Here is a 22,194-nt window from a genome sequence, read left to right on the forward strand (position 1 = left end):
GTCACTTTTATTTTATATAAAGTTTAACCCTTTTGGTTTTCAAGTTCTTCCCAATACTCGTAAGCACGACGTAAGTGAGGAATTACTATTGTACCGCCAATTAGTGTACCAATACTTAAAGTTTCCATTACTTCTTCTTTTGTTACACCTTCTTTATAACAAGACTCTAAATGGTATTTTACGCAATCGTCACAACGTAATACTGTAGAGGCAACTAAACCAAGTAGCTCTTTAGTTTTTACGTCTAATGCACCTGCAGCAAAAGCATTGGTGTCTAAGTTAAAAATACGTTTTATTATTTTGTTGTTATCACCAAGAATTTTATCGTTCATCTTGGCTCTGTAATCATTAAATTCTTTAACTAGATCTGACATGTGATTTGGTTTTTTTTCTTTCTCTTTTTAATACAATTCTAGAAATATGAATACTAATTTCGTATAAAATTATTACCGGAATAGCTACTATTATTTGACTAGCTATATCTGGCGGAGTGATTACTGCTGAAATAATTAAAACAATAACCAGCGCAAACTTTCGGTATTTGCGTAAAATTTCTGGTGTTACTAAACCTAATTTGGTTAAAAAGTAAATTAAAATAGGTAGTTCAAAAATAATTCCTGATGCAATTACAGATGCTCTTACTAAACTTATGTAAGATGAAATGTCAATCTCGTTAGATACTTCTGCACTTACCGTGTATGTTCCTAAAAAGTTTATAGATAAAGGTGTTATTACATAATACCCAAATAAAACACCTAAAAAAAATAATAAAGATGAAACTACAATAAATCCTCTTGAAGTATTACGTTCATTATCATTAAGTCCAGGACTAATAAACTTCCATAGTTGATATATAACATAAGGAAAAGCAATAATAAAGCCTGCATAAATAGACGTCCATATGTGTGCAGAAAACTGACCAGCCATCGTCCTGTTTTGGATGATAAACGGGAAAGATTCTCCGCAAAAAGTAGAGTCTTCTACACTAACTAAGTTTGCAAGAGCGCATAACCATTGGTAGGTAGGGAATTCCATTTTTTTAGGCGCAAAAATGATATTGTCAAAAATAAATCCCTTAAAGATAAAAGCGACTGTGCCACAAAGTATAACGGCACCAACAATACGTATAAGATGCCATCTTAAATCTTCAAGATGATCTAAAAAAGACATCTCGTTTACATCCTTTTTTGCCATTATATAATACCTTCTTTTATTAAATCGTGTAAATGTACAACACCAGCATAATGACCTTCTTTTTCAACCAGTAATTGAGAGATTCCGTTCTCCTCAAGTACTTCCATAGCATCTATAGCCATAGCATCTTCTGCTATACGTTTTGGGTTGCTGCTCATAATATCTTTTGCTGTAAGCGAAGAAAAATCGTCTACTTTACTAAGCATACGTCTTAAATCTCCATCTGTTATGATGCCCACAATTTTTTTGTCTTCTACAACAGCTGTAACACCAAGACGTTTTTCAGAAATTTCAACAATAACATCTCTAATGCTTGTATTTAACGTAACTTGAGGTTTTTCGTTTACAGAAGAAATATCAAGTACGCGCAAGTATAATTTTTTACCTAAAGCGCCACCAGGATGGTATTTTGCAAAATCTCGGCTAGTAAATCCACGTAATTCTAATAACGTAACAGCCAACGCATCACCTAAAACTAATTGAGCTGTAGTACTTGTTGTTGGTGCTAAATTATTAGGACATGCTTCTTTTTGCACGTAAGAATTTAATACATAATCTGCATGTTGTCCTAAAAAAGAATCTTTGTTACCAGTTAAGGCAATCATTTTATTTTTAGCGTTTTTAATAAGTGGAACTAAAACTTTAATTTCAGGAGTATTTCCGCTTTTAGAAATGCAGATCACAACATCATCTTCTAAAATTAAACCTAAGTCACCATGTATAGCATCTGCAGCGTGCATAAACACAGCTGGTGTGCCAGTAGAGTTTAATGTAGCAACAATTTTAGTAGCTATAATAGCACTTTTACCTATGCCTGTTATAATAACACGACCTTTAGAGTTGTAGATTAATTGGGTAGCGTTAACAAAATCATCGTCTAATAAAGATTTTAAATTTAGTATGGCTTGTCCTTCTAATTCTATGGTCTCTTTAGCACTCTTTAATATGGAGGCATTATTTTTCAAAGTATTTTATTTTTTTGGTTTATAAAGATTTTAGTATCTTTAATTTTAAAGCAGCAAATTTAGGGATTATTTCATTAGTGAAATATTTAAACTCTTAAATTATTTTGCTGTTTTATGTGTTAAATGTAACTAATTAATAAAATTTCAAATCGTTCGTATAGTGAAAAGTGATTTGCATGCAGCATTAAAAAAATATTTTGGCTTTGGTGAGTTTAAAGGCTTACAAGAGCAAGTAATAAAAAGTATATTAGATCAAAACAATACCTTTGTTATTATGCCTACAGGTGGAGGTAAAAGTTTATGTTACCAACTACCAGCATTAATGCAAGAAGGTACAGCAATAGTAGTTTCTCCTTTAATAGCTTTAATGAAAAATCAAGTAGACGCCATAAGAGGTGTCTCTAATGAAAATGGTATTGCACACGTTTTAAATTCTTCATTAAATAAAACGGAAGTAAAACAAGTAAAAGCAGATATTACCAACGGTGTAACTAAATTACTTTATGTAGCTCCAGAATCTTTAACAAAGGATGAGTATGTAGAGTTTTTACGATCTGTAAAAATATCTTTTATGGCAGTTGATGAAGCCCATTGTATTAGCGAATGGGGACACGACTTTAGGCCAGAATACCGTAACCTAAGAAACATTATAAAACGTATAGGCGATAATATACCTATTATAGGTCTAACTGCAACAGCAACACCTAAGGTGCAAGAAGATATTCTTAAAAACTTAGGGATGACAGATGCTAATACTTTTAAAGCATCTTTTAATAGACCTAATTTATATTACGAAATACGTCCAAAAACCAAAAATGTAGATTCAGACATCATTAGATTTATCAAACAACATGAAGGTAAATCTGGTATTGTTTACTGTTTAAGTAGAAAACGTGTTGAAGAATTGGCGCAAGTACTACAAGTTAATGGTATAAAGGCTGTACCCTATCATGCAGGTTTAGATGCTAAAAAAAGAGCATCTCACCAGGATATGTTTTTAATGGAAGATATTGATGTAGTGGTAGCAACAATAGCATTTGGTATGGGAATAGATAAACCAGATGTTCGTTTTGTAATTCACCATGATATACCAAAAAGTATAGAAAGCTATTATCAAGAAACAGGTCGTGCAGGAAGAGATGGCGGTGAAGGACATTGCTTGGCTTATTATTCTTATAAAGACATAGAAAAATTAGAAAAGTTTATGTCTGGTAAACCAGTAGCGGAGCAAGAAATTGGTCATGCATTGTTACAAGAAGTAGTTGCTTTTGCAGAAACATCTATGTCTAGAAGAAAATTCATTCTTCATTATTTTGGAGAAGAATTTGATAACGAAACAGGAGAAGGAGGCGATATGGATGATAATATGCGTCATCCAAAGGAAAAAGAAGAAGCAAAAGACAATGTCGCTATTATATTAGATGTTGTAAGTAAAACAAATGCAAAGTACAAGTCTAAAGAACTTGTAAATGTTATAGTCGGTAAATCTAATGCCTTAATTAATTCTCATAAAACAGATACACAACCTTTCTTTGGTGTAGGTAAAGACAAAGAAAAAAGTTACTGGATGGCATTAACACGACAAATGCTAGTCGCTGGATTACTAAAAAAAGATATCGAAACCTATGGTGTTATAAAACTTACAGATGAAGGAAAAAACTTTTTAAGTAACCCAACATCTTTTATGATGACAAAGGACCATGATTTTAGTGAAGATAACACAGATAATGTTATAACAGCATCTAAAGGAAGTGGAGCAGTAGTAGATGAGCAATTAATGAAAATGCTAAAAGACCTACGTAAAACAAACGCTAAAAAATTAGGTGTACCACCATTTGTTATTTTTCAAGATCCTTCTTTAGAAGATATGGCGCTTAAATACCCGATTTCTATAGAAGAATTATCTAATGTGCATGGTGTAGGAGAAGGTAAAGCAAAAAAATACGGTAAAGATTTTGTAAAACTTATCTCCAAATATGTAGAAGATAATGATATCATAAGACCAGATGATATGATTGTAAAATCTACAGGAAGTAATTCTGGAATAAAATTATACATTATTCAAAATGTAGATAGAAAGCTACCATTAACAGATATAGCGTCTGCAAAAGGCATGGAAATGCCAGCATTTATTAAAGAAATGGAAGCTATTGTCTATTCTGGAACCAAATTAAATATCGATTATTGGATAGATGAAATTTTAGATGAAGACCAGCAAGAAGAACTATACGACTATTTTATGGAAACTGAAACCGATAAGATAGATGTAGCTTTAGACGAATTTGATGGCGATTACGACGACGAAGAGTTACGTTTATACCGAATTAAATTTATTAGTGAAGTCGCTAATTAATTTCAAAAAAAAAATGAAAAAAAGTCATTGTATTTACAATGACTTTTTTGTTTTAGAAAATAACTAATCATTAAAAATTTTAAATGCTAATTAGTAAATCTTAAATCATTACGTATCTTTGCAATTCATTAAAAAAATACGACAATGCAAGACGGTTTATACGCAAAATTTAATACTTCAAAAGGAGCAATTCTTGTTAATTTAGAATTTGAAAAAACACCAGGAACAGTAGGTAACTTTGTAGCTTTAGCAGAAGGTAACATGGAAAACTCTGCAAAACCACAAGGAACACCTTATTACGATGGATTAAAATTTCACAGAGTGATTAGTGATTTTATGATTCAAGGTGGTTGTCCTCAAGGTACAGGTACTGGTAACCCAGGTTATAAATTTGATGACGAAATTCATCCAGATTTAAAACACGATGGACCAGGAGTTTTAAGTATGGCTAACGCAGGACCAGGTACAAATGGTAGTCAGTTTTTTATCACTCACGTTGCTACAGATTGGTTAGATGGTAAGCATACCGTATTTGGAAAAGTTGTAGAAGGACAAGATGTAGTAGACGCTATCCAACAAGGTGATGTTATTGAGTCTTTAGAAATTGTAAGAGAAGGTGATGCAGCAAAAAACTTTAACGCAATTGAAGCTTTTAGAGTATTTGAAGGTGCTAGAGAAAAGCGTATTGCAGAAGAACGTGAAGCTAAACGTGCTGAGTTAGATAAATTAGCAGCAGGTTTTGAAGAAACTAAAAGTGGTTTACGTTACCAAATCATACAAAAAGGAAGTGGTAAAAAAGCTGAAAAAGGCAATCAAGTGTCTGTACACTATAAAGGACAATTAGCAGACGGAACTGTATTTGATAGTTCTTACAAACGTAACGAGCCTATCGAGTTTTTAGTAGGTATGGGACAAGTTATACCAGGTTGGGACGAAGGAATTTTATTATTAAACGTTGGTGATAAAGCACGTTTTGTAATACCAAGTGATTTAGCTTACGGTTCTCGTGGTGCTGGCGGTGTTATTCCACCAGATGCAACCTTAATTTTTGATGTAGAATTAGTAAATGCTAAATAAACTTTAGCTTACAAACTCAAAATAAAAAAACCTCACAGGATTAGTCTTGTGAGGTTTTTTGTTAGTTGGTAATTGTTTATTGAAAACTGAATTACTTATATTTTTCAGCGGTCAACTCAGCGATTTTGCAAATCACTTCTGTTGCTTTTATCATACTTTCTACAGGGATATACTCATAACGTCCATGAAAATTATGTCCGCCAGCAAAAATATTAGGACAAGGTAAGCCCATATAACTTAATTGTGATCCGTCTGTACCACCACGAATTGCTTTTATTAATGGTTTAATGTCTAATTGTTTCATCGCTTCTTCAGCAATATCAACAATGTGCATTACAGGTTCTACCTTTTCTTTCATGTTGAAGTATTGATCTTTAATTTCAATGGTTACTACTTCACGTTCGTATTGCTGGTTAAGCTCGTCGGTAAGCTTTTGCATCACTTCTTTTCTAGCTTCAAAATGCTCTTTGTCGTGATCACGAATAATATATTCTAGTACTGTTTCTTCAACTTCACCCTTTATAGAATATAAATGAAAAAATCCTTGATAACCTTCAGTATGTTCAGGTGTTTCTAGTCTTGGTAAGGAGTTGATAAACTCTGTAGCAATGTACATAGAGTTAACCATTTTTCCTTTAGCATAACCAGGATGTACAATTTTTCCTTTCACTTTAACTATAGCGCCAGCAGCGTTAAAATTTTCGTATTCTAATTCACCAATTTGGCTTCCATCCATGGTGTAAGCCCAATCTGCACCAAATTTTTCAACATCAAATTTATGTGCGCCACGACCAATTTCTTCATCTGGAGTAAATCCAACTTTAATGGTTCCGTGTTTGATTTGAGGATTTTTGATAAGGTATTCCATTGCAGAAATAATTTCGCAAATACCAGCTTTATCATCAGCACCTAAAAGCGTTGTACCATCGGTTGTGATTAAGGTTTGACCTTTGTAAAGTAATAAATCTTCAAAATAATCCGGAGATAAAACAATGTTTTCAGCTTCGTTTAAAACAATGTCTTTACCATCATAACGTTCTACAATTTGCGGATTAACATTAGCACCAGTAAAATCTGGCGACGTATCAAAATGCGAGATAAATCCAATAGTTGGCACGTCATGATCCACATTACTTGGTAATGTCGCCATGATATAAGCGTTTTGATCAATACTTACATCTTGCATGCCTATATTTTGTAATTCTTGCACTAATGCATTGGCAAGATCCCATTGTTTTTTGGTGCTTGGTGTTGTGTTGCTATTTGGATCAGATTCGGTATCTACAGTTACGTAGCTAACAAATCTTTTGATGATGTCTTCTTTTGAAATCATATTTTGAAATGTTTATTTTATTTGAAAGTATAAAAGTACAATTATTCAAGATTATATAAATTGTAAATCACATTTTTTCACATTACTTTTGTGCAAACATTACACGATGTACAAATCCCTTCTAAGACCGTTTTTTTTTAGTTTCGATCCTGAAAAAATTCATCATTTTACATTTAAGCTTGTTAAATTAACCTCTAAAATACCAGGAATGACTTCGGTGTTTAGACGTTTATATGTTGTAGAAGACAAACAACTACAACGCAACCTTTTTGGATTAACCTTTAAAAATCCAGTAGGATTAGCAGCAGGTTTTGATAAAAATGCAGTACTGTATAATGAATTAGCAAACTTCGGTTTTGGATTTATAGAAATAGGAACAGTTACACCAAAAGGACAAGCTGGAAATCCAAAAAAACGTTTATTTAGGTTAAAAGACGACCAAGGAATTATAAACCGTATGGGTTTTAATAACGAAGGTTTAGAAGCTGCAATTAAACAATTAAAACAAAATAAAGGAAAGTTAATTATTGGTGGAAATATCGGAAAAAATACCGATACAGCACCAGAAGATTACACCAGAGATTATCTAGAGTGTTTTAAAGGTTTACATCCTTATGTTGATTATTTTGTGCTTAATGTAAGTTGTCCAAACGTTGGAAGTCATGCTAAATTAACCGACAAAGATTATTTGTTAGAACTCATTAGCGAAGTGCAAAAAGCTAACGAAGAATTGTCAGGTCGTGCGCAGTCGAGATCTAAAAAACCAATTTTACTTAAGATTGCTCCAGATTTAAATACCATTCAGTTAGATGAAATTATAGAAATTATCAAAGAAACAAAATTAGATGGAGTTATTGCTACCAACACATCTGTAGATCGTACAGGGTTAAAAACACCAAAAGAACGTCTGGAAGCTATCGGAAATGGAGGTTTAAGCGGTCAACCTATAAAAGAAAAATCTACAAAAGTGATTAAATACCTAGCAGAAAAAAGTAATAAAGCATTCCCGATTATTGGTGTTGGAGGAATACACAGTGCTGAAGATGCATTAGAAAAACTAGAAGCTGGAGCAGATTTAGTTCAGATTTATACTGGTTTTATTTATGAAGGACCACGATTAATCAAGCAGATTAATCAAGCTATTTTAAACCAAAATTAAATGACTATCGAAACCTTATTTGGGTTTGTTGTAGCGACTTCGGCTTTAGCCATATCGCCTGGACCAGATAATATTTATGTGTTAATGCAAAGTATAACTAATGGTCGTAATTATGGTTTAGCAACAGTTGCAGGTTTAATTTCTGGTTGTTTGGTACACACAACATTGGTTGCTTTTGGTGTGTCTGCTATTATTAAAAATAACGATACACTTTTTCTAATACTCAAAATTTTAGGCGCTGTTTACTTATTGTATTTGGCTTATAAAGTGTATCAAAGTGATGCTGAAGTTGCTTTAACTGCTGAAAACACACCAAAAAGAAGTTTGTGGCAACTATTTAAGCAAGGTGTAATAATGAATGTGTTAAACCCAAAAGTGTCTATTTTCTTTTTGGCATTTTTTCCTGGGTTTTTATTTTCAGAAACCTTATCAACAGTAACTCAATTTTATGTGTTGGGATTACTGTTTATGCTCACATCTTTAATTATATTTTCTGCAATCGCAGTGCTTTCAGGATTTATTTCGGAGTATTTAAAACAGAATAAAAACATCGGATTAGTACTAAAATGGTTGCAAATAGTTGTGTTTGTAGGAATTGCTGTGTTCATCTTTTTTCAGAAGAAATAAAGCCAAAAATCTATTTCTTTTTTATCTTTGAAAGACCATGAAAAACGACCTAGTAAAAGTAATCGAATGTCCGCGAGATGCCATGCAAGGCATCAAGCAATTTATTCCTACCGAAAAAAAAGTACAGTACATACAATCTTTATTACGTGTAGGTTTTGATACGATAGATTTTGGAAGTTTTGTGTCGCCTAAAGCTATACCGCAAATGGTAGATACAGCCGAAGTGTTAGCGCAATTAGATTTAAGCAAAACCAAAAGTAAATTATTGGCAATTGTAGCAAATTTACGTGGTGCACAAGATGCTTGTCAACATCCAGAAATTGATTATTTGGGTTATCCGTTTTCTATTTCAGAAAACTTTCAAATGCGTAATACACATAAAACAATAGCACAATCTGTAGACTTGTTAAACGACATTTTAAACACAGCAAATCAAGCTAATAAAAAGGTGGTTGTTTATATTTCCATGGGATTTGGTAATCCTTACGGTGATCCTTGGAATGTTGAAATAGTAGGCGATTGGACAGAAAAACTGAGTAAAATGGGTGTAGAAATTTTATCCTTAAGTGATACAGTTGGTACATCTAATCCAGAAAATATAGATTATTTGTTTTCAAATTTAATTCCGAAATATCAAAATATCGAATTTGGTGCACATTTACACACTACACCAAGCACTTGGTTTGAAAAAGTAGATGCTGCTTACAATGCAGGTTGTAGACGTTTGGATGGTGCTATACAAGGTTTTGGCGGTTGTCCTATGGCTAAAGATGAATTAACCGGAAATATGCCAACAGAAAAAGTCTTTTCTTATCTAACTACAAAAAAGGCGCATGACTTAAATGCGATGTCTTTTGAAAGCGCATATAATGAGGCGAGTAAAATTTTCAATTTTTATCATTAAAAAAAGAGCTTGTATATTTTACAAGCTCTTTTTTTTTAACTAATTTTTTACTTTTTAAAACTGAAATTCTAATCCAGCATAGATACCAAAAGGATGACCAGGTCTTAATCCTGCAGGTACCCTTGATACTGCGTATTCATTATCTAGTAGGTTAATAATGTTAGCTGTTGCACTTAATTTTGAAGTGATATGGTAACGACCAGCTAAATCTAAAACGATAGCCGATTCTACTTTTTGATTATCAGGAATAGATCCAGTACCAGATACTGTTCTAAAAGCACCATTATATCTTCCGTTTAAGTTAATTGAATATTTTTTGTGTTCTAAACCAATACTTGCATTTAATTGATGCTTTGCAATATATGGTATTTCATCTCCTTCAGAAACAGTTCCCCAAATACCATCATCACTACCAAAACTGTTTAAAAACTCAGTATCAGTATATGTATAACCTAAAGTAATAGGTAAAGAAAAGTTGGTGTTATTTTGAAGTGCATCATAATTTAAAAGAACTTCTAGTCCTTTTACGGTAGATTCTCCTGCGTTAAACATATCTAAACTACCTGTTCCGCCACTAGCAGCAAGATCACTACCTAAAAGGTTGCTGTAGTCGTTGTAAAAGGCCACAACTTCACCTTGAATGCCTTTAAAGTTAAATCTAGAACCTAATTCATAGTTAATACTTTCTTCTGGTTTTTGACCATCTTCATTTCCTGGAGGCGAAAATCCTTTATGTACACCACCAAAAACAGAGTAGTTGTTATTGAATTTGTAATTAAAACCAATACCAGGTATAAAAATATCTACTTTGTTTTCTCTTACAGATAAATTGCTGCCTGTTCTGCTTATATCACTTGTGCCATAGTTTTCACGTTTAAGCACAATGTTTTCGTAACGTAAACCAGGAGTTAATGTTAAGTTTTTATATTTAAACTTATACATAATGTATGAAGCAAAAGCATTTGCACTACTAATCCTGTTAGCATCTGTACCAGGTATACCTTTAGTGGTTAATTGCATAGAATTATTTTCAATGCTGTAGTAGTCTTTCCATTGAAAACGATCTTCTTCATCATAGTGATATCTTAACCCTAGTTCAATATCATGAAATGTGTTTTCACCATAAAAATGATAATCTAATTTAGTTTGAACACCTTTAGAAATGTACTTGCGGTTATTTGCTTTAACCGTTAAAGCATCTGCTGGTGAGTTTTCTAAACCTGTCATATAACTAAAATGGGTAGGGTATAGATCTGGGTTAGATACAATGTTAGCAATACTTACATTATCACCATTAGCTGTAATATCGTTTAATTTATACCAGTTTCTTTCAAATCTATTAAAGTAACCATTGGTTGTAATGGCGAAATTTTTAGAAAATTCAATGTTATGAGTTAATAATAATTGAATATGCTCATTAGTCATTTTATCTTCTTGAGAACTTGCGTATCTATCAAAAGGATTATTCTTAAAATCTGTGTCTGTTAATCCTAGGTAGGTCTCATTAGACACTTCATCTGCAAACTGAAATTTAGTTTCAAAACTTTGTTGAATTTTTGCTTCTTTATCTGTGTTCAATCTAAATTTAGCAACAACGTCATTCTTGTCAAACCCAGTATTTGCATCGTTTAATAGATTTTTAAATCCATCAGAATTAAAGTTTAAATATTCAACATTATATCCAAAATTTTTGTTGCTGTCTCCAACAGACGCATAAACTTGTCCGCTGTTAAAGCTTCCGTAAGAGGCTTTAATTCTACCAGAAAAATGATCAGGAATTTGTGTAGAAACCATATTTATAGCACCACCAGAAGTAAAAGGACCATATTGCACTTGGCTACTACCTTTTAAAATTTCTACAGCTTCCATTCTTGCAACAGAAGGAAAGTAATAAGCAGCAGAAGCACTGTATGGTGCAGGAGCAATCAATACACCATCTTCCATTAAGCTAATTTTTGCACTACGTTCTGGAGAAGTACCTCTTAAACTAATGTTAGGACGTAGACCAAAACCATCTTCTTCTACAATGGTTACACCAGGAACAGTTTTTAAAACACGGTTAATATCTGTGTAACCTAGTTTTTTTAATTCTGTTGGCGAAATGTAATATGCAGAACCTGTGCGGTTTTTTGCCATGTATTTGTTACCAAATATTACATTTGTTTTAATTAAAACTTCTTCTAATTTTTGAATAGAATCTGTATTGTTGGTAATAGAATCTTTTGTGTTTTGAGCTATTACACTACTGGTGATTAATAAGATGAAGAATAAAAATTTAGTTCTCATTTATTTAGACTGATTAAAAATAATTTGTTTTCAGCGTGCAAAAATAATATTCATTTTTAGTTTTTCAAAACTTATTTAGAATAAATAAAGATAATTTTCGGAAAGATTTTATAAGAGAAAAAATTTCGAGATAGTTTCATATATAAGTCGTATCTTTACGCGCAATTAATTCTAATTGCAACATGACAGCACACAACAATAAAATAGTAGGCGAAGGATTAACTTACGATGATGTCCTACTAGTTCCAGCGTTTTCTGAAGTACTTCCACGCGAAGTCAATATTCAATCAAAATTTACAAGAAATATAACTATTAATGTACCTATAGTTTCTGCAGCTATGGATACAGTTACCGAAAGTCGTATGGCAATAGCTATGGCTAGAGAAGGTGGTATTGGTGTGTTGCATAAAAACATGACCATAGAAGAGCAAGCGACTAAAGTACGTAAAGTAAAACGTGCCGAAAGCGGTATGATTATAGATCCAGTAACCTTGCCAACTACAGCAATTGTTGCAGATGCTAAACAAGCTATGAAAGAGCATAGTATTGGAGGTATTCCTATTGTTGATGCAACAGGAAAATTAAAAGGTATTGTTACTAATAGAGATTTACGTTTCGAGCATCAAAATTCTAGACCAATTGTAGAAGTAATGACTAGCGAAAATCTAGTAACAGCGCCAGTTGGTACCTCTTTAAAAGATGCAGAGAAAATACTTCAGCAAAATAAAATTGAAAAGCTTTTAATTGTAGAAGGTGATAAACTTGAAGGATTAATTACGTTTAGAGATATCACCAAAGTTACTCAAAAACCTATAGCTAATAAAGATAACTACGGAAGATTACGTGTTGCTGCAGCAATTGGAGTAACAGGTGATGCAGTAGATAGAGCAGAAGCGTTAGTTAATGCAGGTGTAGATGCAATTGTTATAGATACAGCACATGGACACACAAAAGGAGTTGTAAATGTTTTAAAAGAAATAAAGAAAAAATTCCCTCAATTAGAAGCAATTGTTGGTAATATAGCAACAGCAGAAGCTGCAAAATATTTAGTAGAAGCTGGTGCAGACGCTGTAAAAGTAGGAATTGGACCAGGATCTATTTGTACAACACGTGTTGTTGCAGGTGTTGGTTTCCCACAGTTTAGCGCTGTTTTAGAAGTTGCTGCAGCAATAAAAGGAACAGGTGTTCCTGTGATAGCAGATGGTGGAATAAGATATACAGGAGATATACCTAAAGCTCTTGCAGCTGGTGCAGATACTGTAATGTTAGGATCGTTATTAGCCGGAACAAAAGAAAGTCCAGGAGAAACTATTATTTACGAAGGACGTAAGTTTAAGTCTTATCGCGGTATGGGTTCTGTAGAAGCGATGAAACAAGGTAGTAAAGACCGTTATTTTCAAGATGTAGAAGACGATATTAAAAAATTAGTCCCAGAAGGAATTGTTGGTCGTGTACCTTATAAAGGAGAACTTTACGAAAGTATACATCAATTTATTGGTGGTTTACGTGCTGGTATGGGATATTGCGGCGCAAAAGATATTGCAACTTTAAAAGAGTCTGCACAATTTGTAAAAATAACATCTTCAGGAATTAATGAAAGTCATCCACATGATGTTACAATCACTAAAGAAGCACCAAATTATTCAAGATAATTTTAATTATTAATAGATAGTTAAAAAGCACAACTTAATTGTTGTGCTTTTTTATTTGTGTTTTGTTAGAAACTGTTTTCTAATCACTAAAAAACTAACAATTACAATTGATAAAATTCCAATAGCTAATAAACCATATTTAATAATTCCTGAAAAGAAAAAGGTAAGAAATCCTTGGTATTTGGAGTTTTTGGTCTTCTCTAAAATCGTAGGGATTACAGTTGTTGTATCCAATAAGTAATAACAAAAAATACTTAACAGACTTAAACTGTATATTTTAATTAGCTGGGTTGTATTGTGATTCAATAAAAGAGGTATTACGGATTATAAATCTGTCCACGATGTGGTTTTAAAGCATCACGTATTGGTTTCATTTCAATTTCATCAACAACCATAAAAGCAATACTATGCATGGGTGATAATTCTTGATAACCAGTGATGTTTAGATTGGTGTTTTGAAGAGTTATATATTCTTTTAGATGTATTACATGGTGTTCTGCAATTTTTAAAGCATCAGGACCTCTAAAATCCCAAATTAGTTTTAATTGTCTCATTATTTTATAATTATTGAGGTGCCGTTTTCTAAGTAGTTTTTAAAGTTAATTAAGTACTTTTTACTTTGTTTTTTAAATGCTTTGGGCATTAAAAAAAGCATTATTCTTGAAGTGAAATTTCTTGGTAAAAATTGATTGTGACTAATCCACTTTGTAGTATCATCATCTATAATTTCAAAGAAATTTTGCTGCACGTTATGCATCATTTTAGTATCAAAATTAAAATGAATAGAATGATTATCTTTTCTGTGGGTAACACTTTCTGTAAGTTCCATTTTTCGTTTACCAAATTGATAATTAAGTTGAATAGTAGAACCTATTTTTCTTGGTGTACCGGAGATATGCGCAAAACTAATTAAGCCTTCTTGCCAATGCTTCATACTATCAAGGTTAACAATTTCTGTAAAGCAAGTAGTAATAGGTTTATTAATGATTATTTCAGAAGTATAACTTAGCATCAAATTTCAATTTCTAAATTAAAGTATAAAAAAAAAGCGATTGAAAAAATTTCAATCGCTTTTATTATACAAAATACCAGTATTGTAGGATTAACTACAATAATACTTTAAAGGTTTTGGTCATATCTTTTGTTTCTAAAACTACTATATAGATGTTGTTTTTTGGTAGATCTAATGCGTGTTTGTATGAATTGTTAATCTGTATGTTTGCGTTATTGTCAACAATTTTCCCTAAAATGTCGTAAACTTTGATGTTTAAATCTCCATTGTAATTATTAATCAATAACTCATTAGATATAACCTTTACACTAGCGTTTTTAATATTGTTGTCTGTTGTGCTTAGTGTGCTGTCTTTTTCTGCATCAACTAGATTTATATAAAAATCTACTGTTTGGTTATTGCCACCGCCACCAAATTGGTTTTGAAAAAGTAAGTTAAATCCATAAACCATAGTGCCGTTAGGGACACCAGTATATAGCTGAGCGAGATTAATAGTAATGCTGTAGGTATTAGGTCCTGCATTAACATCTGTATCTGTAGGAACTAATGTTAATTGCGGTTGTGATGCAAGATCACTAAATCCTGGAGCACCTTGAAAACTTCCACTATCGGTATCTAAACCTCCATACATGTGGATGAAAGTTTGTCCATCAGAATAAAAGTTATTGATGATATCTTGATCTTCAAAAACAATAGTTATTTCATCATTAACTGTTGCTGTTGTTGCAGTTAGTGTAGTGGTGTTTCCGTTGTAACTAGAAAACGTCAGAGTTTCTTGTGCTTTAGTTATACAACTAATAGAAAACAAAAGAGAAAAAAAGTAAATATGTTTCATATTATAAATGTTAAATTTTTATAAATATATTATTATAATGATTAAAAAATAAGAATACCTTTAACTCAAACGTTTTCGTGTTGATAAATAGTTAATTTGAATAGTTTATTCACTCTTAATTAATACTAAAAAACTAGCTACTAGCGTTACCTTTTTTAAACTTGTGTAATTAGGTAATATTGCTATTTTTGCATGTACTTCAAAAAACAAGTCTCAATTCATATGAAATCAAGACATTTAATTGCTTTAACAGTCATAGTTTTTTTAGCATTTTGTAAAGTCAATGCGCAAGAAAAACAAGTTCTATTTACAGTAAACGAAACACCTGTTTATACTTCAGAATTTGTAAGAGTTTATAAAAAGAATTTAGAATTGGTTAAAGATGAGTCTCAAAAAGATATAGATAATTACCTTGATCTTTTCATAAAATATAAATTAAAAGTAACCGAGGCTAAAGCTTTAGGTTTAGATAAAAAACAAGCTTATTTAAGAGAATTTGAAAGTTATAAAAGACAGCTTTCATCTAATTTCTTAAGTAATAACGAGGTTACAGAAAAGCTTATAAAAGAAGCTTACGATAGATTAACCCAAGAGATTGATGCGCGTCATATATTAGTTAAAATAGACAAAAACGCTCCAGAAGAACAGCTTAAACAAGCTAAAGACGAAATTATTAAGCTAAGAAATAGAGTGTTAGAAGAAGGCTTTGAAGCTGTTAAAAAAGACATACATAACGGTCGTACGCTTTTTGCAGAAGAGTTAGGTTATTTTACTGCATTTAGAATGGTATATGAATTTGAAACAGCAGCTTATAATACCAATGTAGGCGAATGGTCACAACCTTTTCAAACACAATTTGGTTATCATATTGTCTATGTTAACGATAAAAGAGAAAATAGAGGAGAAGTCACAGTTGCTCATATCATGCTTACAAATAAGGAGGGTCAAGACTCTGAGTCTCAAGAAGAGCGTATTAATGATATTTATAAACGAATTAAGCAAGGAGAAGACTTTGAGGCGTTAGCAAAACAGTTTTCAGAAGATAAAAGCTCTAGCAAAAAAGGAGGTAGATTAAATACTTTTTCTGCAGGACAATTAAGCTCAGAGATTTTTGAAGAAAAAGCTTTTGGTTTAGAAAGAAAAGGAGAAATTACAGAACCTTTTAAAACAGAATTTGGCTACCATATTGTTAAGTTAATAGACAAAAAAGGATTAGCTACTTTTGAGGAGATGGAAAACGAGTTAAAAGCTAAAGTGAAAAAGGATTCTAGATCTGTTGTTATAAACAACTCCAGAATAAACACTTTAAAAGAAAAATATAATGTAAAAGATAACCCAGAAGCTTTGCGTTACTTTACTTCAATTTTAAATGAAAATTACTACCAAAGATCTTGGAACACACCAGAAAATTTTGAGGGCAAAAAGGTGTTATTTACTATAAAAGATAAAGAAGTTACCTATAAAGAATTTGCAGATTTTTTATATAATACACAACGTCGTAGACAAGCTAGACAACCATTTGATAAATTAGTAGCAAGTAATTATAAAATGTTTTTAGAGTCTAAACTAATACAATATCAAGAAGAAAATTTAGAGTTTGAAAACGAAGAATACGCACATATTTTAAACGAATATCGTGACGGACTTTTATTATTTGATTTAATGGAGTCTAAAGTTTGGAATGCTGCTAGAGAAGATAGTATTGGGTTAGCAAATTATTACAAACAATATCAAGATAAATACTTTTTTGATACTAGAGCCGATGTTATAATAGCATCTTCCGTAAACAAAAAAGACATAAAAAAAGTAGCAAAAATGTTAGAAAATAATACTAGCATAGATGTTATAAAACAAAAAATAAATTCAGAAAAAAGTATTAGTGTAAGCTTTATAAAAGATACAGTTACTACTTCTCATCAAGCATTGCCAAAAGACTTTAATATGCAAAAAGGCACATCTAAAGTCTTTAAGCACAACGACGCTTACAGTGTTGTTAAAGTCAATACGGTATTACCCAAAACACAAAAAACCTTTGAAGAAGCAAAAGGAAATGTGATTAGCGATTTTCAAGAGTATAAAGAAAAAAAGTGGTTAGAAGAGCTTTCTAATAAATACAAAGTCAAGCTTAATAAAGACGTTTTAAAACAAGTAAAACAGGATTTAAATTAATACATATTTGAAGCAATATATATACATAGCAATAATTTTATGCCTCTTTCAATCTTGCGACTATTTTAGGTCTACAGAGGAAGAAGAAGCTATAGCTAGAGTTAATGATGTTTATCTTTTTAATGAAGATTTAAAAAAAGCATTGCCTGAAAATCTTTCGGTAGAAGACAGCACAATTTTTGCAAATAATTTTATTAATCAATGGGCAACCCAACAACTCTTAGTACAAGGAGCAGAAGTTAATTTAAGTGATAAAAAATTAGAAAAGTTTGATCGTTTAGTTCAACAATACAAAAACGATTTATATAGTAAAGCATATTTAGAAGCTTTGGTTGCTAAAAACTTAGATACCGTAGTGTCATTAGAAGCTGCATCTACGTATTACGAAAGCAATAAAGAAGCCTTTAAATTAAACGAAAATTTAATCAAATTTAGATACATAAACGTAGAACCAAATCGTTTAGATTTAGAAGACATAAAGAAAAAGTTTAAACGATTTAATACTAAGGATAAGAAAGAGTTAGATTCGATAGCAATTCAGTTTAAATCCTTCACTTTAAACGACTCTGTTTGGATCAGATTAGATCAAGCCATCAATAAAATTCCAGTAGTAACTATTGAAAATAAAGACGAATTGTTAAAAAAATCTAATTTTATACAACTCAAAGATTCATTAGGACTATATTTGATGCAAATAAATGACGTGTTGTTGCGTAACAGTACAGCACCGTTAGAATACGTAAAGCCAACTATTAACCAGATTGTTATCAATAAACGCAAGCTGGAATTAATAAAGCAATTAGAAAAGGATATTAAGAAAGATGCCATTAACAACAAACAATTTGAAATTTACAATTAAACATAAAGCGTTATATGTATTAACGTTTTTATTTGCAGTAGCTAGTACCAGTGTAGCACAAGAAATTATAGACGAAACAAAACCAGAAGTAAGCAAAGATACTGTTACAGATTCTGGTGCAACAAAAATCGATGGTGTAGCTGCAGTAGTAGGAGATTACATAGTTTTAGATAGCGATATTGATAAAACCATGTTACAATTAAAAGATCAAGGTGCATCTATGGCAAATTTTGATCGTTGTCAATTATTTGGTAAACTTTTAGAAGATAAATTGTATGCACATCATGCTATACAAGATAGTATTGAGGTTAATGATGCCGAAATTAGATCTAGAGTAGACCAACAAATCAATCAGTTTTTACAACAAACTAACGGAAGCATGGAAGAGCTTTTAGAGTTTTACAGAAAAGATGACGAAGTTAGCTTTAGAGAAGAAATGTTCGAAATCAATAAAAGCAACATGCTAGCTACCGAAATGCAAAAGAAAATTATTGATGAAGTTGAAGTGACACCAGAAGAAGTGCGTCAGTTTTTTAATAAAATTCCAAAAGAAGAACGTCCAACTTTTGGAACAGAACTTAAAGTAGCACAAATAGTTATAGAACCTAAAGTGTCTGATGAAGAAGTACAACGTGTTATAGATCGATTAAACGAATTTAAACAACAAGTAGAAGAAGAAGGAAAAAGTTTTACCAGTAGAGCTGTTCTATATACAGAAGACGGTGGATCTAAGAAAACAGGTGGACTATATACTTTAGACAGAAGTAAACCACGTATGGTAAAAGAGTTTAGAGAAGTTGCTTTTTCATTACAAGAAGGACAAATTTCAGAACCATTTAAAACAGACTATGGTTACCATATTATTTACTTAGAAAAAATTAGAGGTCAAGAATACGATGTGCGTCATATTTTATTAATGCCTAAAGTTTCTGAAAAAGAAATAGAAGAAGCTAAGAAAGAGTTAGAAAAAGTAAGAGAGCTTATTGTTAGCGGAGATATGACTTTTGCAGAAGCAGCAAAAGAATTTAGTGACGAAAAAGAAACTAAATTTCAAGGCGGGCAATTAATAAATCCACAAACACAGGATTATAATTTTGAGCTAACAAAAATGGATCCAGAATTATATGGGCAAATCCAAGAATTAGAAAATAACGAAATTAGTCCTGTTATTACAGACCAAGATCGTACAGGAGCTATTAAGTTTAAGTTGGTTACGGTAACAGATAGAACGGATGAGCATGTAGCAGATTATGCACGTGATTATTTAAAAATTAAAGAATTAGCTTTAAACGAAAAGCGTCTTAAAGCAATTGAAGATTGGCAAGAAGAAAAAATTGATGAAACTTATATTAAAATTAGTAGTGCATACAGAAACTGCGATTTTAAAAGTAATTGGTTAAAAAAATAAAACATACATGTCAGACGTAACTGCAGTAAAAAATCTAGTCTCAAAATATAATAGCTTAAAACAAGAAGTAGCCAAAGTAATCGTTGGTCAAGACGATGTAGTTAACCAAATATTAATTTCTATATTTTCTGGTGGTCATGCCTTATTAATAGGTGTTCCAGGATTAGCAAAAACATTAATGGTTAATACTATTTCTCAAGCATTAGGATTAGATTTTAAACGCATTCAGTTTACGCCAGATTTGATGCCAAGTGATATTTTAGGTAGCGAAATTTTAGATGAAAATAGACAGTTTAAATTTATTAAAGGACCAATATTTTCTAATATTATTCTAGCAGACGAGATTAACCGTACACCACCAAAAACACAAGCAGCACTTTTAGAAGCGATGCAAGAAAGAGCAGTAACTGTTTCTGGGCATCATTACAAATTAGACTTACCATATTTTGTGTTAGCAACACAAAACCCAATTGAGCAAGAAGGAACCTATCCATTACCAGAAGCACAATTAGACCGTTTTATGTTTGCTATTAATTTAGAATATCCAACTTTTGAAGAAGAAGTGCAAGTGGTAAAAGCAACAACAACAGATGCCAAACCAACAGTAAATGCACTATTTACAGCACAAGAAATTACAGATTTTCAGCAATTAATTAGACGTATACCTGTTGCAGATAATGTTATAGAATATGCTGTAAAAATGGTTGGTAAAACAAGACCAAATAGCAATGCAGCTTCAGACTTAGTAAAGCAATACGTAGATTGGGGCGCAGGACCAAGAGCATCACAAAATTTAATTTTAGCAGCAAAAACACACGCTGCTGTAAATGGTAAGTTTTCACCAGATATAGAAAATGTACAAGCTGTTGCAACTAGTATTTTACGTCATAGAATGATTAAAAATTACAAAGCAGAAGCAGAAGGTATTACTATAGAAGAAATAATTAAAGATTTATTTTAACCATGAGTTTGAAAAAGTTTTTAATCCCTTTAATTTTATTACTCCTTGGTTTTGGATTAACAATTGTTGGCGCATTATTTAAAATACAACATTGGCCATACGGAAATGTAATTTTAACCATCGGGACTTTTGTAGAGTTTGCTGCACTTTTTTATGCTATTATTGTACTAATTAAGATTTACCGCAATAAGTACTAAAAACTCTTTACTATATTTTGAAAGCGATAACAACATATAAAAACCGTGTTTTTGGTTTAGATGTTGTAAGAGCAGTCGCTATTTTACTTATACTTTGTTCACACTCTACAATTTTATTGTTTCCAAATTCTGAAGCTACAGGACTAAGATTTATCCAGTTTTTTGGTACAATTGGAGTAGACATATTCTTTGTCTTAAGCGGGTTTTTAATAGGCACAATTCTTATAAAGCACATAGAAAGTAATCGAACTAAACCTAAACATTTCTTACAGTTTTGGATAAGACGTTGGTTGCGTACATTACCTAATTACTACCTAATTTTACTAATAAATATTGGGTTAGCTTTTTTTTATAAAAATGAAATCCCAAACCAGTTGTATAAATATTTCTTTTTTCTTCAAAATGTCTTTGAAGAAATGCCTGATTTTTTCACAGAATCTTGGAGTTTAACAATTGAGGAATTTGCTTATCTAATAGGACCAATATTATTAATGCTTTTTGCTTTAATCTTTAAAAAGCCTAATAAATGGATGTTTTTATTAATGACTACTTTGGTGATAATGTACTTCATTGTAAATAAGCTAATATTTCACTATAGTCATACAAATATTCCTCATGATTTTAATTGGAGTCATTCGTTACGTAAAGTAGTTTTTACCAGAATTGATAGTATTTACTTTGGATTTTTAGGTGCATTTATTAGCTATTACTATGCTAAATTTTGGTCTAAAACCAAATGGTTTAGCTTTGGATTTGGTAGTGTATTATTTTTAGGACTACATTATTTTATTTATAAAAATCAGTTGCAACCTAATCAGTTTTCTTTCTTTTTCAATGTTTGGTATTTACCATTAGTTTCAATAAGTATTTTATTGTTTTTTCCTGTGTTTTCAACTTGGAAAACCAAACAAGTAAATTTTGTGACCAAAATAAGTTTATGGTCATATTCATTGTATTTAGTTAATTATTCTATAGTGTTATTAACTCTAAAACATTTTGTTAGTCTAGAGCAATGTTCAATCCTTTTCAAATTAATTATTCTAATAATTTTTTGGAGTGCCTCTTTTGTATTGTCGTATATTTTATATGCTTATTTTGAGCGTCCTATCATAGAATTTAGAGACAATCTAAATAAATAACAACTTCCTTATTAAGCATAATATTGTTAATTTATTATTTTAAAGCTGTTCAAATTATTGTTAT

20 protein-coding genes are annotated in these 22,194 nt (G+C 31.5%); 12 read left to right on the forward strand and 8 right to left on the reverse strand.

The genetic code is table 11. The features are described from left to right. Positions 1 to 23 precede the first annotated feature (23 nt). Genes ACEQT4_RS11650 through ACEQT4_RS11660 form a run of 3 tightly spaced genes read right to left on the reverse strand, consistent with a single transcriptional unit; the run spans position 24 to position 2,159 of the window. Positions 24 to 374, reverse strand: coding sequence for a carboxymuconolactone decarboxylase family protein (locus ACEQT4_RS11650; RefSeq protein ID WP_027880017.1), 351 nt, complete (start codon positions 372 to 374; stop codon positions 24 to 26). Next, entirely contained in the window at positions 358 to 1,194 is an 837-nt protein-coding gene (gene tatC, locus ACEQT4_RS11655; protein WP_027880016.1) for a twin-arginine translocase subunit TatC, read from the reverse strand. The genes ACEQT4_RS11650 and tatC overlap by 17 nt, the downstream gene beginning before the upstream one ends. After that, on the reverse strand, positions 1,194 to 2,159 hold the full coding sequence (locus tag ACEQT4_RS11660; RefSeq protein ID WP_027880015.1) for an SIS domain-containing protein: 966 nt from the start codon (positions 2,157 to 2,159) through the stop codon (positions 1,194 to 1,196). Before ACEQT4_RS11660 ends, tatC begins: the two co-directional genes overlap by 1 nt. Positions 2,160 to 2,319: 160 nt before the next feature. Between ACEQT4_RS11660 and recQ the strand changes: the two genes are divergently transcribed. Next, positions 2,320 to 4,512, forward strand: a complete 2,193-nt coding sequence (recQ, locus tag ACEQT4_RS11665) for a DNA helicase RecQ (protein WP_370227882.1) — start codon at positions 2,320 to 2,322, stop codon at positions 4,510 to 4,512. A 144-nt stretch (positions 4,513 to 4,656) separates the two neighbouring features. Further along, the gene (locus ACEQT4_RS11670) at positions 4,657 to 5,589 is read left to right on the forward strand and encodes a peptidylprolyl isomerase (RefSeq protein ID WP_370227884.1); all 933 of its coding nucleotides are present in this window, start codon (positions 4,657 to 4,659) and stop codon (positions 5,587 to 5,589) included. 91 nt (positions 5,590 to 5,680) lie between these two features. On the opposite strand, the gene pepT is transcribed toward ACEQT4_RS11670, so the two are convergent. After that, the gene (gene pepT / locus ACEQT4_RS11675) at positions 5,681 to 6,922 is read right to left on the reverse strand and encodes a peptidase T (protein WP_370227886.1); all 1,242 of its coding nucleotides are present in this window, start codon (positions 6,920 to 6,922) and stop codon (positions 5,681 to 5,683) included. A gap of 106 nt (positions 6,923 to 7,028) precedes the next feature. On the opposite strand from pepT, the gene ACEQT4_RS11680 reads away from it, so the two are divergent. The 3 genes from ACEQT4_RS11680 to ACEQT4_RS11690 are packed head-to-tail and all read left to right on the forward strand — an operon-like array spanning position 7,029 to position 9,612. After that, positions 7,029 to 8,081, forward strand: coding sequence for a quinone-dependent dihydroorotate dehydrogenase (locus tag ACEQT4_RS11680; RefSeq protein ID WP_370227888.1), 1,053 nt, complete (start codon positions 7,029 to 7,031; stop codon positions 8,079 to 8,081). Further along, on the forward strand, positions 8,082 to 8,708 hold the full coding sequence (locus ACEQT4_RS11685) for a LysE family translocator (protein WP_370227890.1): 627 nt from the start codon (positions 8,082 to 8,084) through the stop codon (positions 8,706 to 8,708). A 37-nt stretch (positions 8,709 to 8,745) separates the two neighbouring features. Continuing rightward, positions 8,746 to 9,612: a hydroxymethylglutaryl-CoA lyase gene (locus ACEQT4_RS11690; RefSeq protein ID WP_370227892.1), complete on the forward strand. Its 867-nt coding sequence runs from the start codon at positions 8,746 to 8,748 to the stop codon at positions 9,610 to 9,612. A 54-nt stretch (positions 9,613 to 9,666) separates the two neighbouring features. Here the strand turns inward: ACEQT4_RS11690 and ACEQT4_RS11695 are convergent, their stop codons facing one another. Further along, entirely contained in the window at positions 9,667 to 11,898 is a 2,232-nt protein-coding gene (locus tag ACEQT4_RS11695; protein WP_370227894.1) for a TonB-dependent receptor family protein, read from the reverse strand. A 182-nt stretch (positions 11,899 to 12,080) separates the two neighbouring features. Here ACEQT4_RS11695 and guaB point away from each other — a divergent pair, with 182 nt between their 5' ends. Beyond that, positions 12,081 to 13,550 carry an IMP dehydrogenase gene (guaB, locus tag ACEQT4_RS11700; RefSeq protein WP_027880007.1) on the forward strand — a complete coding sequence of 490 codons (1,470 nt, stop codon included), beginning with the start codon at positions 12,081 to 12,083 and terminating at the stop codon, positions 13,548 to 13,550. 317 nt (positions 13,551 to 13,867) lie between these two features. Here the strand turns inward: guaB and ACEQT4_RS11705 are convergent, their stop codons facing one another. From ACEQT4_RS11705 to ACEQT4_RS11715, 3 genes are all read right to left on the reverse strand, one after another. Further along, a complete protein-coding gene (locus ACEQT4_RS11705; protein WP_036227340.1) occupies positions 13,868 to 14,104 on the reverse strand; it encodes a hypothetical protein in 237 nt (78 codons plus the stop codon). Further along, the gene (locus ACEQT4_RS11710) at positions 14,104 to 14,562 is read right to left on the reverse strand and encodes an SRPBCC family protein (RefSeq protein WP_370227897.1); all 459 of its coding nucleotides are present in this window, start codon (positions 14,560 to 14,562) and stop codon (positions 14,104 to 14,106) included. Before ACEQT4_RS11710 ends, ACEQT4_RS11705 begins: the two co-directional genes overlap by 1 nt. A 94-nt stretch (positions 14,563 to 14,656) precedes the next feature. After that, complete coding sequence (locus tag ACEQT4_RS11715; protein WP_370227899.1) at positions 14,657 to 15,397, reverse strand: T9SS type A sorting domain-containing protein; 741 nt, start codon at positions 15,395 to 15,397, stop codon at positions 14,657 to 14,659. A 222-nt stretch (positions 15,398 to 15,619) separates the two neighbouring features. On the opposite strand from ACEQT4_RS11715, the gene ACEQT4_RS11720 reads away from it, so the two are divergent. Genes ACEQT4_RS11720 through ACEQT4_RS11745 form a run of 6 tightly spaced genes read left to right on the forward strand, consistent with a single transcriptional unit; the run spans position 15,620 to position 22,130 of the window. Continuing rightward, positions 15,620 to 17,566 carry a peptidylprolyl isomerase gene (locus ACEQT4_RS11720; RefSeq protein WP_370227901.1) on the forward strand — a complete coding sequence of 649 codons (1,947 nt, stop codon included), beginning with the start codon at positions 15,620 to 15,622 and terminating at the stop codon, positions 17,564 to 17,566. A 7-nt stretch (positions 17,567 to 17,573) separates the two neighbouring features. Continuing rightward, positions 17,574 to 18,425 carry a hypothetical protein gene (locus ACEQT4_RS11725; protein WP_051169851.1) on the forward strand — a complete coding sequence of 284 codons (852 nt, stop codon included), beginning with the start codon at positions 17,574 to 17,576 and terminating at the stop codon, positions 18,423 to 18,425. Then, complete coding sequence (locus ACEQT4_RS11730) at positions 18,388 to 19,833, forward strand: peptidylprolyl isomerase (RefSeq protein ID WP_370227903.1); 1,446 nt, start codon at positions 18,388 to 18,390, stop codon at positions 19,831 to 19,833. The genes ACEQT4_RS11725 and ACEQT4_RS11730 overlap by 38 nt, the downstream gene beginning before the upstream one ends. Before the next feature lie 7 nt (positions 19,834 to 19,840). Beyond that, entirely contained in the window at positions 19,841 to 20,794 is a 954-nt protein-coding gene (locus ACEQT4_RS11735) for an AAA family ATPase (RefSeq protein WP_370227905.1), read from the forward strand. Positions 20,795 to 20,802: 8 nt separating this feature from the next. Beyond that, a complete protein-coding gene (locus ACEQT4_RS11740) occupies positions 20,803 to 20,991 on the forward strand; it encodes a hypothetical protein (RefSeq protein WP_244906288.1) in 189 nt (62 codons plus the stop codon). A gap of 17 nt (positions 20,992 to 21,008) precedes the next feature. Next, entirely contained in the window at positions 21,009 to 22,130 is a 1,122-nt protein-coding gene (locus ACEQT4_RS11745) for an acyltransferase family protein (protein WP_370227907.1), read from the forward strand. Positions 22,131 to 22,194 lie beyond the last annotated feature (64 nt).

It is taken from the genome of Mesoflavibacter sp. (genome assembly GCF_964226795.1).
Classification (GTDB): Bacteria; Bacteroidota; Bacteroidia; order Flavobacteriales; family Flavobacteriaceae; genus Mesoflavibacter; species Mesoflavibacter zeaxanthinifaciens.

Bases quoted from the DNA above. Each gene is read 5' to 3' on its own strand.
- ACEQT4_RS11650 (WP_027880017.1), bottom strand. From the start codon at position 374: ATGTCAGATCTAGTTAAAGAATTTAATGATTACAGAGCCAAGATGAAC.
- tatC (WP_027880016.1), bottom strand. From the start codon at position 1,194: ATGGCAAAAAAGGATGTAAACGAGATGTCTTTTTTAGATCATCTTGAA.
- ACEQT4_RS11670 (WP_370227884.1), top strand. From the start codon at position 4,657: ATGCAAGACGGTTTATACGCAAAATTTAATACTTCAAAAGGAGCAATT.
- pepT (WP_370227886.1), bottom strand. From the start codon at position 6,922: ATGATTTCAAAAGAAGACATCATCAAAAGATTTGTTAGCTACGTAACT.
- ACEQT4_RS11680 (WP_370227888.1), top strand. From the start codon at position 7,029: ATGTACAAATCCCTTCTAAGACCGTTTTTTTTTAGTTTCGATCCTGAA.
- ACEQT4_RS11685 (WP_370227890.1), top strand. From the start codon at position 8,082: ATGACTATCGAAACCTTATTTGGGTTTGTTGTAGCGACTTCGGCTTTA.
- ACEQT4_RS11690 (WP_370227892.1), top strand. From the start codon at position 8,746: ATGAAAAACGACCTAGTAAAAGTAATCGAATGTCCGCGAGATGCCATG.
- ACEQT4_RS11695 (WP_370227894.1), bottom strand. From the start codon at position 11,898: ATGAGAACTAAATTTTTATTCTTCATCTTATTAATCACCAGTAGTGTA.
- guaB (WP_027880007.1), top strand. From the start codon at position 12,081: ATGACAGCACACAACAATAAAATAGTAGGCGAAGGATTAACTTACGAT.
- ACEQT4_RS11705 (WP_036227340.1), bottom strand. From the start codon at position 14,104: ATGAGACAATTAAAACTAATTTGGGATTTTAGAGGTCCTGATGCTTTA.
- ACEQT4_RS11710 (WP_370227897.1), bottom strand. From the start codon at position 14,562: ATGCTAAGTTATACTTCTGAAATAATCATTAATAAACCTATTACTACT.
- ACEQT4_RS11715 (WP_370227899.1), bottom strand. From the start codon at position 15,397: ATGAAACATATTTACTTTTTTTCTCTTTTGTTTTCTATTAGTTGTATA.
- ACEQT4_RS11720 (WP_370227901.1), top strand. From the start codon at position 15,620: ATGAAATCAAGACATTTAATTGCTTTAACAGTCATAGTTTTTTTAGCA.
- ACEQT4_RS11730 (WP_370227903.1), top strand. From the start codon at position 18,388: ATGCCATTAACAACAAACAATTTGAAATTTACAATTAAACATAAAGCG.
- ACEQT4_RS11735 (WP_370227905.1), top strand. From the start codon at position 19,841: ATGTCAGACGTAACTGCAGTAAAAAATCTAGTCTCAAAATATAATAGC.